General features: G+C 24.7%; 14 protein-coding genes and 1 tRNA gene. 9 read left to right on the forward strand and 6 right to left on the reverse strand.

Going from position 1 to position 14773, the window contains the following annotated elements:
* Window positions 1-2: 2 nt before the first annotated feature.
* The 4 genes from ribD to H0H53_RS02425 all read right to left on the reverse strand — a co-directional run bounded on the left by ribD (window position 3) and on the right by H0H53_RS02425 (window position 2400).
* The gene (gene ribD, locus H0H53_RS02410; RefSeq protein ID WP_185870401.1) at window positions 3-1055 is read right to left on the reverse strand and encodes a bifunctional diaminohydroxyphosphoribosylaminopyrimidine deaminase/5-amino-6-(5-phosphoribosylamino)uracil reductase RibD; all 1053 of its coding nucleotides are present in this window, start codon (window positions 1053-1055) and stop codon (window positions 3-5) included.
* A gap of 148 nt (window positions 1056-1203) precedes the next feature.
* The gene (locus H0H53_RS02415) at window positions 1204-1983 is read right to left on the reverse strand and encodes a shikimate dehydrogenase family protein (protein WP_185870402.1); all 780 of its coding nucleotides are present in this window, start codon (window positions 1981-1983) and stop codon (window positions 1204-1206) included.
* A gap of 31 nt (window positions 1984-2014) precedes the next feature.
* Window positions 2015-2212, reverse strand: a complete 198-nt coding sequence (gene rpsU, locus H0H53_RS02420; RefSeq protein WP_185870797.1) for a 30S ribosomal protein S21 — start codon at window positions 2210-2212, stop codon at window positions 2015-2017.
* 113 nt (window positions 2213-2325) lie between these two features.
* Window positions 2326-2400, reverse strand: a tRNA-Val gene (locus H0H53_RS02425).
* 90 nt (window positions 2401-2490) lie between these two features.
* Here H0H53_RS02425 and recG point away from each other — a divergent pair.
* From recG to H0H53_RS02460, 7 genes are all read left to right on the forward strand, one after another.
* On the forward strand, window positions 2491-4626 hold the full coding sequence (gene recG / locus H0H53_RS02430; RefSeq protein ID WP_185870403.1) for an ATP-dependent DNA helicase RecG: 2136 nt from the start codon (window positions 2491-2493) through the stop codon (window positions 4624-4626).
* A 23-nt stretch (window positions 4627-4649) separates the two neighbouring features.
* Window positions 4650-6839 carry an ATP-dependent helicase gene (locus H0H53_RS02435; RefSeq protein WP_185870404.1) on the forward strand — a complete coding sequence of 730 codons (2190 nt, stop codon included), beginning with the start codon at window positions 4650-4652 and terminating at the stop codon, window positions 6837-6839.
* 18 nt (window positions 6840-6857) lie between these two features.
* On the forward strand, window positions 6858-7868 hold the full coding sequence (locus H0H53_RS02440) for a cation diffusion facilitator family transporter (protein WP_185870405.1): 1011 nt from the start codon (window positions 6858-6860) through the stop codon (window positions 7866-7868).
* Between the two features lie 68 nt (window positions 7869-7936).
* Window positions 7937-8566, forward strand: coding sequence for a DUF4290 domain-containing protein (locus H0H53_RS02445; RefSeq protein ID WP_185870406.1), 630 nt, complete (start codon window positions 7937-7939; stop codon window positions 8564-8566).
* A gap of 2 nt (window positions 8567-8568) precedes the next feature.
* On the forward strand, window positions 8569-9888 hold the full coding sequence (gene murA, locus H0H53_RS02450) for a UDP-N-acetylglucosamine 1-carboxyvinyltransferase (protein WP_185870407.1): 1320 nt from the start codon (window positions 8569-8571) through the stop codon (window positions 9886-9888).
* 153 nt (window positions 9889-10041) lie between these two features.
* Entirely contained in the window at window positions 10042-10524 is a 483-nt protein-coding gene (gene greA, locus H0H53_RS02455) for a transcription elongation factor GreA (protein ID WP_185870409.1), read from the forward strand.
* Entirely contained in the window at window positions 10517-10924 is a 408-nt protein-coding gene (locus H0H53_RS02460; protein WP_185870410.1) for an HIT family protein, read from the forward strand. Before greA ends, H0H53_RS02460 begins: the two co-directional genes overlap by 8 nt.
* A 19-nt stretch (window positions 10925-10943) precedes the next feature.
* On the opposite strand, the gene H0H53_RS02465 is transcribed toward H0H53_RS02460, so the two are convergent.
* Window positions 10944-11717: a type III pantothenate kinase gene (locus tag H0H53_RS02465; RefSeq protein WP_185870798.1), complete on the reverse strand. Its 774-nt coding sequence runs from the start codon at window positions 11715-11717 to the stop codon at window positions 10944-10946.
* Window positions 11718-11866: 149 nt separating this feature from the next.
* Here H0H53_RS02465 and H0H53_RS02470 point away from each other — a divergent pair, with 149 nt between their 5' ends.
* A complete protein-coding gene (locus tag H0H53_RS02470) occupies window positions 11867-12667 on the forward strand; it encodes an alpha/beta fold hydrolase (protein ID WP_185870411.1) in 801 nt (266 codons plus the stop codon).
* Between the two features lie 339 nt (window positions 12668-13006).
* Window positions 13007-13294 (forward strand): 5-formyltetrahydrofolate cyclo-ligase, encoded by a 288-nt coding sequence (locus H0H53_RS03090; RefSeq protein WP_238784292.1) that lies wholly within the window; start codon window positions 13007-13009, stop codon window positions 13292-13294.
* On the opposite strand, the gene rseP is transcribed toward H0H53_RS03090, so the two are convergent.
* Entirely contained in the window at window positions 13275-14621 is a 1347-nt protein-coding gene (gene rseP / locus H0H53_RS02480; RefSeq protein WP_185870799.1) for an RIP metalloprotease RseP, read from the reverse strand. The genes H0H53_RS03090 and rseP overlap by 20 nt on opposite strands.
* Window positions 14622-14773: the final 152 nt, after the last annotated feature.

Consider the following 14773-nt stretch of genomic DNA (forward strand, 5'->3'; position numbering starts at 1 on the left):
AATTAAAATGGAATTTTAATAATCAATTGATCATGATCATCAATATCAACTTTTTTTAATATTTTTCCATATACTATCGGAGCATATAATCCTTTCTTTAAAAAAAAACGACAAAAAAAAATTCTAGATTCATCCCAAATATTTTCTTTTATGAAACTTTCTAAAGTCATTTTACCTCCTTCTACAATTAAGGATAAAATTTTTTTTTTATATAAATGATTTAATATATTTTTTATAATTTTTTTCTCAAAAGAGATCTGAATAAATTCTATGTTTTTCTGATTTTCTTTTTTTTTTTCTGTAAATACAATTGTCTGTTGTTTTCCGTTCAAAACAAAATAAGAAGGAGATATATTCAAATTTCTATCAAGAATAATTCTAATAGGATTATTCCCAAACCATTTTCTAACATTTAATTTTGGATTATCATTTAACACAGTATTTTTTCCTACCAAAACACTATCTTCTTCTGATCTCCATTTATGACTCAATTGTCTGGAATAAATTCCACTAATCCAAAAACGTTTCTTTTTTTTTTTTTTTCCTTTTTTTTTCAAAAAATCCATGAATCCATTCTCACTTTGTGCCCATTTTAATATAACATAAGGTCTATTTTTTTCATAAAAAGTAAAAAAACGTTTATTCAAAAAACGACATTGATCTGTTAAAACATTTTCTATAACTTCTATTCCATGTTCTTTTAATTTTTGAATTCCCAATCCTTTTACTTTATGACAAGGATCTTGTACTCCTATTACAACTCTAGGAATATTACTTTTAATAATTAAATCTACGCAAGGAGGAGTTTTTCCAAAATGAACACATGGTTCTAATGTAACATAAAGAGTTGAATCAAAAAATAAAGAAACATTATTGACCATATTAATAGCATTTACTTCTGCATGAGATTTTCCTTTTTGATAATGCCATCCTTCCGAAAGGATCAAACTATTTCTTTCTATCACACATCCTACCATAGGATTAGGAGATGTAGATCCTAATCCATTTTTAGCTAATTGAATGGCTCTTTTCATAAAAATTTCTTCATATTTCATTTCATAATATTATAAAAAAAAAATAATCATAATAATAATTTTACTTCTACAACAACACATTAACATAGAAATGTGTTTTTTTTTAGTAAGTATAAAAAGTATAAAAAAAATAGAGTAGTAGAAAGAAAAAAAAATTTTCTTAATTAATTTAAGAATTCCATATTTTCCAAGATTCTTCTGCTTGAATCCGTAACATTTCTAATCCATTTCTAATCATAGCGCCATTTTCTTCTCCTTTTTTTAAAAATAAAGTTTTAGATGGATTATAAACAACATCATAAAGATAGTGAGAAGAAGAAAGATATTGATAAGGTAAAGGGGGGCATGAATTTACCATTGGATAAGTTCCTAAAGGAGTGCAATTAATGATAATTTTATAATTTTTTATCAAATTTTTATTTAATTCTTCATATACAAAAAAATCTTTGTTTTTCTTTTTTCTAGAAACATATTTGTATGGTATTTTCAATTTTCTTAAAATGAATGAAATAGATTTAGAGACTCCTCCAGTTCCAAGAATCAAAGCCGCCATTGCATTATGACATGAAAATTTCTTCATATCCTTTTTAAAGGATAACTCAAACCCTAAAACATCCGTATTGGATCCAATTATCCTCCTACTATTATGTTGATCATGTATTATTTTAACTACATTCACGGAACCAATAGATTTTGCTTCTGGCATAATTTCCGTAAGAAAAGGAATAATACTTGTTTTATATGGAATCGTGACGTTACACCCTTTAAAATAAGGATTTTTAAAAATCCATAAAATGTCCTCTATTTTTGGAATGTCAAATATTTCATAAGTTATATGACGAATAGATTCCTTTTTAAATTTTTCTATAAAAAACTTCTTTGAAAAAGAATAACTAATTTCCTTTCCAACCAATCCAAAAATAGATTTTTTAAATTTTTCTACTTTCACAAAAAATAAAAATAAGTAAGAAAAAAACTGTTTACTCCTCTTTTTTTAATCTCATGCGTTCTCGATATATAGCTTTCAAAATTTTATTCCTTCTTCCTTCAGAAGGTTTTATATATTGTTGTTTTTCTCTAAATTCCTTTAGAATACGCGTTTTATCGAATTTTTTTTTGCACTTTTTCAAAGCCTTTTCTATTGACTCACCTTCTCTTACTGTCGTAATTAATACCACCATATAAACAAAAAAAATATAAAAATTAATTAATTAAATCATAAATCCATAAACTTATACACTTTCCCTTTCATCACACTACTAAACTAAACGATAAATAAATAGTGTGAGTGTGGACACTATCGGATTTGAACCGACGACCTCTACTCTGTCAAAGTAGCGCTCTAAACCATCTGAGCTAAATGTCCTTTTCTTAATTAACAAAATTAAATATTTTTTATTTATACAAAAAAATCGCTATTAATTACTAAATAAATCTGAATTTTTCCAATAAAAAAATGTCATACAATATTTTAGAAAAATCTATCAAATATTTAAAAGGAGTAAATTTAAAAAAAGCACGTTTATTTAATATTGAATTGAATATTCATACATATGAAGATTTGCTTTTTTTTTATCCCAAAAAATATATCAGTTGCTCCATATTGAATATATCTGAATTTAAATCAAATATTGAAAAAAATAATAACAATAAAATAATACAAATATTAGGTAAAATAACCAGTATAGAAGAAAAAGAAGTTCACCTTAAAACTCCTAAAAAAGGAAAAATATTGACAGCACGTTTAGAAGATCATACAGGATTTATTGAATTAGTATGGTTTCAAAAAACCAATTTTTTTAAAAAAAATATTAAAAAAAACGTTCCAATAGTCGTATTAGTTTTTGGAAATGTTAATAATGTTAAGTGGTTTCAACAAAAAATTCAAATTATTCATCCAAATATTCAAAAATTTAGATTAGAAAATAATTTCTATCCTATTTATTCTATTTCTAAAAAATTCAAAGAAAATGGAATCAATAATTTATTTATGATAAATATATTACAAAACTTAATAGAAGAATCAAAAAATGATATAAAAGAAATTTTTTTTCAAGATATTATTTTTAAAAAAAAATTAATGACAAGAAAAGAAGCGTTAATTCAAATTCATTTTCCTAAATCTTCAAAAGAACTATTTCAAGCACAATATCGTTTAAAATTTGAAGAATTATTTTTTTTAAAATTATCTATTCTTCTATCAAAAAATAGAAATACAACATCATTTCACAGTTACCCTTTTTCTAAATTAGGAAGAAATTTTTATAAATTTTACAAATATTTCTTACCCTTTCCTTTAACAGAAGAACAAAAAAGAGTTTTCAAAGAAATACGTAATGATTTAAAAAAACCTATTCAAATGAATAGATTATTACAAGGGGATGTAGGATGTGGAAAAACTATAATAGCTATATTATCAATGCTCATTGCTTTAGATAATGGGTTTCAATCTTGTTTAATGGTTCCAACTGAAGTTTTAGCCATACAACATTATTCTTCCATAAAAAAAATGTTTTCTGAAATTGGAATTCAAATAGCTTTATTAACAAGTTCTACTTCTAACAAAAGACGTGAATGTATATATCATAATCTTTTCACAGGGAAAATTTCTATTTTGATAGGAACACATACTTTAATTCAAGATAGAGTTCTTTTCCAAAATCTTGGATTAGCAATAATAGATGAACAACAACGTTTTGGAGTGGAACAAAGAGCAAAAATTTGGGGAAAAAATGAAAAACCTCCTCACATATTAATAATGACAGCAACACCTATTCCTAGAACTTTAGCCATGACTCTTTACAATGATTTAAAAATATCCATTATCAAAGAATTTCCTACAGGAAGAAAACCAATTAAAACGGTTCATTTTTTTAACAAAATGAGATATAAAGTATTTGAAATAATACAAAACCAAATTCTAAAAGGAAGACAAATATACATTGTTTACCCTACTATAGAAGAAAAATACAATAAAAATAAATATCAAAATTTAATAAAAGGATATCATATTTTAAAAGAAAAATTCAAAAATTTGGAAGATAAAATTGGAATTCTCCATGGAAAAATGACATCTCAAGAAAAAAATATTCAAATGATTCGATTTTTACGTGGAGAAACTAAAATAATGGTATCTACTACTGTTATAGAAGTAGGAGTTGATGTTCCAAATGCTTCAGTTATTTTAATAGAAAATGCAGATTGTTTTGGTTTATCTCAATTACATCAATTAAGAGGGAGAGTTGGGAGAGGAATTCATCAAAGTTACTGTATTCTTATGACTAATGATAAAATTAGTATTGAAGGACATTTCAGAATAAAAAAAATGTGTCAAACCAATAATGGATTAGAAATTGCGAAAGAAGATCTTAAATTGCGTGGTAGTGGGGATTTAACAGGAACGAAACAGAGCGGAAAAACTTACTATTTAAGAATTGCAAATTTGATAAAAGATTATCAACTCATGAAAGAAGTAATTCCTATAGCTAAAAATTTTTTTTATAAGAATCCTAATTTTTTGTTAACTCACGAAACTACTACAAAAAATCATTTTTATAAATACTATAGATCTTTTTGGTTAAGAATCAGTTGATAAAAAAAAGTTATAATAGATCCATGAGGAGTAGTAATGCGGATAATATATGGTCATCACTTAATAGTTCTCAACGTAAAGTGATCAAAACAATTGATGGGCCAATCATTGTGATTGCAGGTGCAGGATCCGGAAAAACACGTGTTATCACACATAGAATAGTTCATATGATAAAAAATATAGGTATTGATCCATCTAATATATTAGCTTTGACTTTCACTAATAAAGCGGCTAAAGAAATGAAAAATAGAATTTCAAATATGATAAAACAAACGGATTTGAGAAAAATATCCCTAGGAACTTTTCATTACATATTTTCAGGAATTTTACGAAAAGAATCCCATTGGCTCGGTTATAGTCCTAATTACACTATTTATGATCAAAAAGATTCAGAAAGTGTTATAAAAAAAATATTAAATGATCTCAATTTAAATACATCTTTTAGCCCTAAAAAAATCATAAGAAAAATTTCTGAATATAAAAATAATTTATTTACATATAAAAAATTGAGAAAATTCAATAAGGAAATATCAATAATTTATGAAAACTATGTAAAACGTTGTTTAAAAGCAGAAGCTTTAGATTTTGATGACATTCTATTTCATACTAACCATTTATTTTTTCATTTTCCAAATGTATTGAAAAAATATCAAGAAAAATTTAAATACATATTAATTGATGAATATCAAGATACCAATAGATCTCAAAATACGATCATTAAAAATTTAGCTCATCAACATAGAAATATTTTTGTCGTAGGAGATGATGCTCAAAGCATTTATGCTTTTCGTGGAGCAAATATATCAAATATTTTAAACTTTCATATGGATTATAATGAAGCGAAAATTTTCCGTCTTGAACAAAACTATCGTTCTACCAATCATATTGTACAGGCTTCTAATAAGATTATTTCGTTCAACAAAAATCAACTTTTTAAAAAAGTTTGGACAAATAACGAAAAAGGAGAAGAAGTGAAAATATATTCTGCTTCTTCTGAAAGAAAAGAAGCAGAATATATTGCTTCTCATATTCTATATCTCAAAAAAAAAACAAAATTACAAAACAAAGATTTTGCTATTCTTTATAGAGCAAATATACAATCTCATGTCATCGAACATACACTGAAAGAAAAAAAAATACCCTATAAAATATATGGATCTATATCATTTTATAAAAGAAAAGAAATTAGAGATTTATTCGCTTATTTTAGAATTTTCACGAATTCTAATGACGAAGAATCACTATTGCATATAATAAAAAAAATCGTAAGTAAAAAAACTGTTGAATTAATATTAACATTATCCAAAAATGAGGATAAAACTGTATATACCATTTTAAAAAAATGGAAAAATTATTATCCATTAATAAAAATAAACAAAAAAACAAAAAATAAATTAGAAAACTTCATTTCTAAGATAGAAAATTTACGTTACAAATTAAACGATCAAAACGCATATATTATAGCCAAATCTATAGTGAATTTTTTGTTAAAAGAAAATAAATATTATTATAACGATAATGATTTTCAATATATATTAGATAATATATTTCGCTATGTTAAAGAACAAGAACCATTAAATAATGGGGACATTAGTTTATCTGGATTTTTGCGATCTTTTTTTTTATTCAAGGAAAAGGAAGAAGAAGTAATAATAAATGATGAAAACAATGAATACGATAAAGTTTCGTTAATGACAATTCATTTATCCAAAGGATTAGAATTTTCTGTTGTTTTTATTGTAGGATTGGAAGAGAACTTATTTCCATCAAAATCTAGTTTAGATACTCCATTAAAACTTGAAGAAGAACGTAGATTATTTTATGTAGCTTTAACAAGAGCTCAAAAAAAAGCTATATTAACTTACACAAAATATCGTTTTTTATGGGGAAAAAAAATTCAAAATATTCCTAGTCGTTTTATTAATGAACTTCAGGAGAAAAAATTCGTTGATAGAGAAAATCAAAAATGTTTTTATTTATCTACTACTACTCAATCTAGTATTAATAATAATAGTAGTAGTAGGATAAGAAGAGATACTCTATTTCATGAAAAAACATTCCCAAAAAAAGGAAGAAAAGTTTTTCATAAAAACTTTGGAGAAGGAATCATATTAGATTTAGATAATAAAAATGAAATAGCCATAATTAAATTTCATAAATCAGGTAGAAAAAAAATTCTATTAAAATTAGCTAAACTTATTATTTATTCATAAAACCATATGTATGTTATTATGGATGACAAAATCAAAATAAATTTTAGTCTACAAAAATTAATTTGTTTTGTATCAGTATTGTTATTTTTAACCAAGTTAATTACTTGGTATATAACTTCTTCACTTTCTGTATTCAGTGATGCTATGGAAAGTATAACAAATATATTTAGTGGTTTTATAGGATTATATAGCCTTTATATATCCTCTTTACCCAAAGATCATAATCATCCATATGGTCATGGAAAAATAGAATTTATCTCTACTGCAATAGAAGGTTTTTTGATTTTTATTGTAGGAATCGTCATTTTCATCAAGACTTTAATGCATATCAAGCATCATATAAACATGAACATAAATGAAAGTCTTTTATTAAGATTAGATTATGGAATTTTTTTAATGTTATTCACTGCTATTATCAATTATTCCTTAGGTTTTTACGCTTGTAAAATAGGAAATAGAAATGGAGCTTTAACGTTAGTTGCTAGTGGAAAACATCTTCAAATAGATACTTATTCCACTTTTGGAATAATTATAGGATTAATATTATTAAACATAACTAAATGGATATGGATAGATCCTATTATTTCTATTATTTTTTCATCTTTCATTTTATATACAGGATTCAAATTATTAAGAAATGCTACAGCTGGAATTATGGATGAGTCTGATAAAAAACTATTAAAAAAATTATCTTTTTATCTCAATGAAAAAAGAGATCTTTATTGGATAGATCTTCATCATTTAAAAATTATTAAATATGGAAGCGCGTTTCATGTTGATTGCCATCTGACTGTTCCATGGTTTTTTAATGTCAAAGAAGCCAATCAAGAAGTCCAAAAATTAACAAAATTAACAAAAAAAAAATTTGGAAAAAAAGTAGAATTATCTGTACATGTAGATGCTTGTACAGACCATCATTGCATATTTTGTTTCAATAATTCATGTCAATTTAGAAAAAATTTTTTTCAAGAAAAAATTCTTTGGACATTAGATAAAACTTCATATTACAACAATAATAAATCTTCTTAAAGATTAAGATATTAGAAGAAAAGATCTTATTTTTATTTTTATTAAAAAAGGAAAAAATAAAAATCAATATGGAATATAATACTAATCGTTTCAAATTGGTTATTCCGGAATATGGAAGGAATATTCATAAGATGATCTACTATGCAATACAAATAAAAAACAGAAAAAAACGGAACAGATGTGCATGGAGTATCATCAAATTAATGACGTCTTCCAATCCAAGATTTAACAAAGAAATTCCATACTTTCAACATAAATTATGGAATCAACTATTTATCATGTCCAAATATCAGTTAGATATTGATCCTCCTTTTCCAAAACCCAATCCAGAGAAAATGAAAGTGAACTGTAGTAGAAAAGTTGTATATCCAGAATACTTAACTAATTTTAGATATTATGGAAAAATAATAAGAAATATGATCCATGTAGCAATTCATTGTAAAAACAGACAAAAAAAAGAAGGATTATTCTATGCTATAGCAAATACAATGAAAAAAAATTATTTAAGATGGAATAAAAATATTGTAGAAGATGATGTCATCTTTAAAGATTTGAAAGAACTTTCAAAAGGAAAAATATGTTTAATGAATAATTCTGATAATACATTGTTACAGAGTTCTCATATTTTATTAAATACAAAAAGAAAAAAAAATTATTCTATGAATAGAAAAAAAAGTATGATGAATAATGAAAAATAACAATGGCTACTTTTAAGATAAAAGGGGGATTTTCTTTAAAAGGAGAAGTCAAACCACAAGGTGCAAAAAATGAAGCTTTACAAGTATTGTGTGCGGCATTATTAACATCAGAAAAACTCAGAATAAAAAATATTCCAGAAATAGGAGATGTAAGATGTTTAATACAAATTCTTAAACATTTAGGAGTACGTATTAAGAAAAATGATATTGGAGATTACACTTTTCAAGCAAATGAGATTCAACTTGAATATTTAAGGACAAAAAAATTTCGTGAATATGGAAAGTCTATTAGAGGATCTATCATGATTTCTGGACCATTACTCGCCAGATTTGGAGAATCATGGATGCCTATTCCTGGAGGAGATAGAATCGGACGTAGACGTTTAGATGCTCATTTGAAAGGATTAAAATCTTTAGGATGTTCTATAAATTATTCTAAAGAAGATCAATTTTTTCATTTATGTTCCAAAAAATATTTAACTGGACAATACATTTTATTAGAAGAAGCATCTATCACTGGAACAGCAAATGTTATCATGGCCGCCTCTCTAGCTAAGGGAAAAACAACTATTTATAATGCTGCTTGTGAACCTTATATTCAACAATTATGTAAACTTTTAAATAAAATGGGAGCAAAAATCAAAGGAATTGCTTCTAATTTAATTCATATAACTGGAGTAAAAGAATTGGGAGGATGTACTACCCATACCCTTTTACCTGATATGGTGGAAATAGGAAGTTGGATAGGATTATCGGCAATTACTCGTTCTGAAATTAGAATCAAAAATGTGAGTTGGGAAAATTTAGGAATAATTCCGAATACATTTCAGAAAATGGGAATAAAGTTAGAAAAAGAAGATGATGATATCTATATTCCATCACAAAAATCTTATAGAATAAAAAAGTTCTTAAATAATGCAATATTAACAATTTCTGACGCTCCATGGCCTGGATTAACTCCAGATTTATTAAGTATTCTAACCGTAGTAGCGACTCAAGCTAAAGGAAGTGTTTTAATTCATCAAAAAATGTTTGAAAGCAGACTGTTTTTTGTAGATAAACTAATTGAAATGGGAGCACAAATTATATTATGTGATCCTCATAGAGCTACTGTTATTGGATTAAATCATCAATCTTATTTACGAGGTTCTCTATTAAACTCTCCAGATATACGAGCAGGAATCTCACTTCTTATTGCTGCACTTTCTGCTAGAGGAACTAGTATTATAAAAAACATAGAACAAATAGATAGAGGGTATGAGAATCTTGATCAAAGATTACGTATTTTGGGAGCAAATATTTTACGAGTAGAAGAATCCTAATTTTTTTTTTTAGATATTGAAATTGAATTAATATGATTGATTTTGAATGAAAATAGAAAACAAATAAATAATAATTATCATGTTATTTTGATTATCCACAAAATCAATTAACTTTATAAATGAAAAAAATAATGTGAATATAATAAATAATCTATGGAAAAATTCGAATATATAACTAAAGAAGGATTAAAAAAACTACAAAAAGAAATAGAAAGACTAGAAAACATAGAACGTCCAAAAATATCAATGCAAATAGCAGAAGCAAGAGATAAAGGAGATCTTTCAGAAAATGCAGAATATGACGCAATAAAAGAAGCTCAAGGATTTTTAGAAATGAATATAGCTAAATTAAAAAAAAAATTATCTAACGCACGAGTTATAGATGGTTCACAAATAAACAAAAATAGAGTTTCTATTCTTTCTACAGTTAGAGTTAAAAATTTAACATATGGAGGGGAACAAATATATACTTTAGTTCCAGAAGGAGAAGCCGATTTAAAATCTGGAAAAATTTCCATAAATACTCCTATCTCTACAGGATTACTTGGAAAACAAGTGGGACAAATAGCTCATATCAAACTTCCCAATAAAATGATCCTAGATTACGAAATATTAGAAATCGCATTTAGTGAATAAAAAAAAGAATAACATTTTTGAAAAAATAATTCAGAACGAAATATTTTCTTATAAAGTAGCAGAAAATACTGAACATTTAGCTTTTCTCGATATTTCCCCAATAAAAACTGGACATACTTTAGTGATCCCAAAAAAAAATAATAAAGAAAAAATATTCTCTCTTACAGAAAAAGAATTTCTCAATCTTATGTCTTTTTCTAGAAAAGTTGCTATAGGAATTGAAAAAACAATTCCTTGTAATCGTGTCGGTTTATTCGTGCTTGGTTTTGAAATTCCTCATGTTCATATACACTTAATTCCTATAGATAAAGAAAGTGATGTGGATTTTTCTAAAAAAAGAATGACTTTCCATGAAAAAAATTTTGAAATTTTATCAAAAAAAATAAAAAAAAATCTATAGAAAAATATGAGATGAAAAATCATTGATTCCAATGAAATAATATTTTTAACCCTTTTATTGTATGTAATTTATCTTTAAGATGAATTTTTTTAGTTAAAGGAGTGTATATATGAGAAAGTCCACCAGTTGCAATGACAAAACAATTTGTTTTCAATTCTTTATTAATACGGTTAATAAGACCTTCTACCATACTTATATATCCATATATAATTCCGCTCTGTATACATGTTTCAGTATACTGTCCCAATATGCTAGAAGGTTTTTTCAATTCTATTTGTGATAGTTGAGCTGTATTCCCAATCAATGCTGTTAATGAACTATTAACTCCTGGAGCTATAATAACTCCTTGAAGTTTTCCATATTTATTATCTATACAGGTTAAACTTAATGCAGTTCCAAAATCTACGACTAAAGTTGTTTTTTTATGTTTATATAATGTATATGCAGCTATTGCATTAGCATATAAATCTGTCCCCAATTGATGAGAATAATGTTTAATTGGAGAATAGGAATATCTATCTACTATTATTGGTTTAATTTTATGAATTTCATATAAGGATTGTTCTACAATATTTGTAAGAGGTGGGACCACAGATCCAATCACAATATTTTGTATTAATTTTGATAGAATTCCGTATTGTTGGTATATGTTTCTAAATAATAAAATATATTCATCTAATGATCTATGAGGATTACTGTTAATAATCCATGAACAATTACATTTTAAATTATAATTATTATTAAATAATCCAAAACGTAAACTTGAATTTCCAATATTTATGGTTAACAGCATTACTAACTTCATTTTTTTTTAATGAATAAAAAATGGAATGAATTTTTTAATAACTATATTCTAATTTTTAGAAAAAATATGATAAAAATAAATCTATCTAACCAATGCAATAATATGATTCATTGTCTATTCTATATTTTTTTTTATTTATGTTAACATTATATAATAAAACAAATATTTACTATGAAATAAAAGGAAATAAAAATGAAATAACCATTATTTTTCTTCATGGATTTATGGAAAGCTTAGAAATTTTCAAAAAAATTTCCAATTTTCTTTCCGAAAAATATAAAGTCATCTTAATGGATTTTCCTGGTCATGGAAAAAGTACTTTTTTAGAAAAAAAAATTTTTTCTATGGAAAAATCCGCTGAAATAGTCAAATATCTTTTAGAAAAAGAAAAAATAGAAAAAGCAGTTTTTGTAGGTCATTCTATGGGAGGATATGTTGCTTTAGCTCTTGCAGAAAAAAATCCAGAAGTATTTTTAGGATTATGTTTACTTCATTCTACAGCATCATCTGACACATTTGAAAGAAAAAAAAACCGTATTAGGTCTATACAACTTATAACAGAAAATTATCCTTTATTTGTTTCGACTAGTATCAATAAATTATTGAATCCTAATAAATTTAATTTATTACAAAAAGAATTCAATTTTCTAAAAAAAATAGCAATCTCCACTTCCGTAGGGAGTGTACTTTCATTTTTAAGAGGAATGTTGATTCGTAAAGATCGAAGATTTTTATTAAAAAAAACTAAATTTCCTAAATTATATATAATAGGCATTTATGATTTAATTCTTGATGCAAAAAAAATTTGTGATGAATCAAAAAACGGATACAAAAGCAATTTCATAAATATACCAACAGGTCATATGGGACCACTAGAAAACCCCAATAAAATAATAAAAATATTAGAAAATTTCATATTTTATTGCATTATGAAATGATTGTATCCACTTTTTTTCATATTTTATGAAATAATTAAATGAATAAAAAAAAATTAAGAATCAAATATTTATTTGATAGAAAATCTCTTTCTAAAAAAGAAATTTTAAAAAAAAGTTATGACATTTTTTTTAAATTAAAAAAACTTTTTATATGGAACAAAAAATATTATCATATTTTCTTACCTATACAGAAACATAACGAAATTAATACATTTATTATTATCAATTTTCTTTTAAAAAAAAAAATGTGTTACCGTTCCTCATTCAAATTTTTATAAATTATCCATAGATAATTGTTTTTTTAATGAAAAAACTTTATTAATAGAAAATCAATATGGAATTCTAGAACCTAAAAAAAAACATATAATCCCTCCTCACCTTATTGAGGTAATATTTATTCCATTATTAATTTTTGATTTTAAAGGATATCGTATTGGTTATGGAAAAGGATTTTATGATAGATTTCTCATGTTATGTAAAAAAAATGTTATCAAAATAGGATTAAGTTTTTTTTCTCCTATAAAAAGAATTGAACCTATACATAAAAATGATCTCATTCTAGATATAGGGATCACTGTCAATCAAGTTTTATTTTTTAATAAAAAATTCAAGAAAAAAACACTTTAAAAATATCCCAAATAATAACCATCATCATGATCAAACTAATCATTAAAAATCCAATGAAAGTACAACGTTCAAAAATGATTTCTTTAATCCTTTTTTTTGTGATCATTTCTATTAAAATAAAGAAGATATACCCTCCATCTAATGAGGGAATAGGAAATAAATTTAGAAAAGCTAGCCAAATAGATAAAGTAGCTGTTAAAGACCAAAAAATATACCAGTTCCATTGGGTAGGAAATTCTTTTGCCATAGAAAAAAAACTACCTATTTGTTTATAAGCTTTAGTTTTTATATGAAAAACATTTTTCAAAAAAAAGATTTGATTTTTTAATACTTCCCAAGTTTTTTTCCCCCCATAAATCAAACTTTCAATTATAGAAAAATTCTTTTTTTCAAAAGAAAAAATTTGATTCAAATCCATAAAATTTTTTAAATAAATCCCTAAAAATCCTTTTTTATTTAAAAAAACTTTTTTTTGAATAAGGGAACCATTTCTATTAATAGAGAAGTCTACAGTTTTATTTTTGTATTTTGATACAATATCTTTTAATTGATCGGAAAATAAAATAAATTCAGAATTAACTTCTATAATTTCATCATTTTTTTTTAGTCCTGATTTATCTGCTTCTGAGTTTTTAACTACATAATTTATAATAGGAGGAATACGGGGTTTAATAAAAGGTCTAAATTCTTTTCTATCAAAAAGAAATCTTTTTTTATCATCTGTCAATGATAAATTTAGAATTTTTCCCATTCTATCTACAGTAATTGAATTTCCTAAAAGAATAGCTTTAGGAAGATCATTAAAATACGAAATATATTTTCCATTTATAAATAAAATGCGATCTCCATTTTCTAATCCAATTTTTTTTCCAAAAGAATCTACTTCAATTCCGAATCTTACATTTTTTGTAGGAAGATTTGTTTCTCCATATTTAAATAATAAAGAAGAAAAAATGATAATAGATAATAACACATTGAAAAAAATTCCTCCTGATAGAATTAATAATCGTTTTATTGCAGATTTTGAACGAAATTCCCAATATTTTTTTTTATTATTATTCTCTGAATCTGAATGAGAAGCAACATCTTCATTCATCATCATTCCAGATATTTTAACATAACCTCCTAAAGGAAGCCATCCTATTCCATAAATAGTTTGTCCTATTTTTCTTTTAATAATGGAGAACCAAGGATCAAAAAACAAAAAAAATCTATCAACACGTACTTTAAATATTTTAGCAAATAAAAAATGACCTAATTCATGAATAACAATCAATATAGAAATACTAAGAAACAACTGTATAGATCTAATGAAAACAGATATCATCATTTCTAATGATTATTTGTTAATTTATTTTGGTAAATTTAAAACTTTATTTCATTTTTTTTCATTACTACTATACTAATGAGTAATTTCATACTTTTTATAAAAATCAAGATTCTTATTCTCGTTTCATGATCTTATTCTTCTTATTAAAG

It is taken from the genome of Blattabacterium cuenoti, from assembly GCF_014251955.1.
Taxonomy (GTDB): Bacteria; Bacteroidota; Bacteroidia; order Flavobacteriales; family Blattabacteriaceae; genus Blattabacterium; species Blattabacterium cuenoti_L.

Coding starts and splice junctions, on each gene's coding strand:
- H0H53_RS02465 (WP_185870798.1), bottom strand. CDS start 11,717: ATGCTGTTAACCATAAATATTGGAAATTCAAGTTTACGTTTTGGATTA.
- H0H53_RS02470 (WP_185870411.1), top strand. CDS start 11,867: ATGTTAACATTATATAATAAAACAAATATTTACTATGAAATAAAAGGA.
- rseP (WP_185870799.1), bottom strand. CDS start 14,621: ATGATATCTGTTTTCATTAGATCTATACAGTTGTTTCTTAGTATTTCT.
- H0H53_RS02440 (WP_185870405.1), top strand. CDS start 6,858: ATGGATGACAAAATCAAAATAAATTTTAGTCTACAAAAATTAATTTGT.
- greA (WP_185870409.1), top strand. CDS start 10,042: ATGGAAAAATTCGAATATATAACTAAAGAAGGATTAAAAAAACTACAA.
- H0H53_RS02435 (WP_185870404.1), top strand. CDS start 4,650: ATGAGGAGTAGTAATGCGGATAATATATGGTCATCACTTAATAGTTCT.
- murA (WP_185870407.1), top strand. CDS start 8,569: ATGGCTACTTTTAAGATAAAAGGGGGATTTTCTTTAAAAGGAGAAGTC.
- ribD (WP_185870401.1), bottom strand. CDS start 1,055: ATGAAATATGAAGAAATTTTTATGAAAAGAGCCATTCAATTAGCTAAA.
- recG (WP_185870403.1), top strand. CDS start 2,491: ATGTCATACAATATTTTAGAAAAATCTATCAAATATTTAAAAGGAGTA.
- H0H53_RS02445 (WP_185870406.1), top strand. CDS start 7,937: ATGGAATATAATACTAATCGTTTCAAATTGGTTATTCCGGAATATGGA.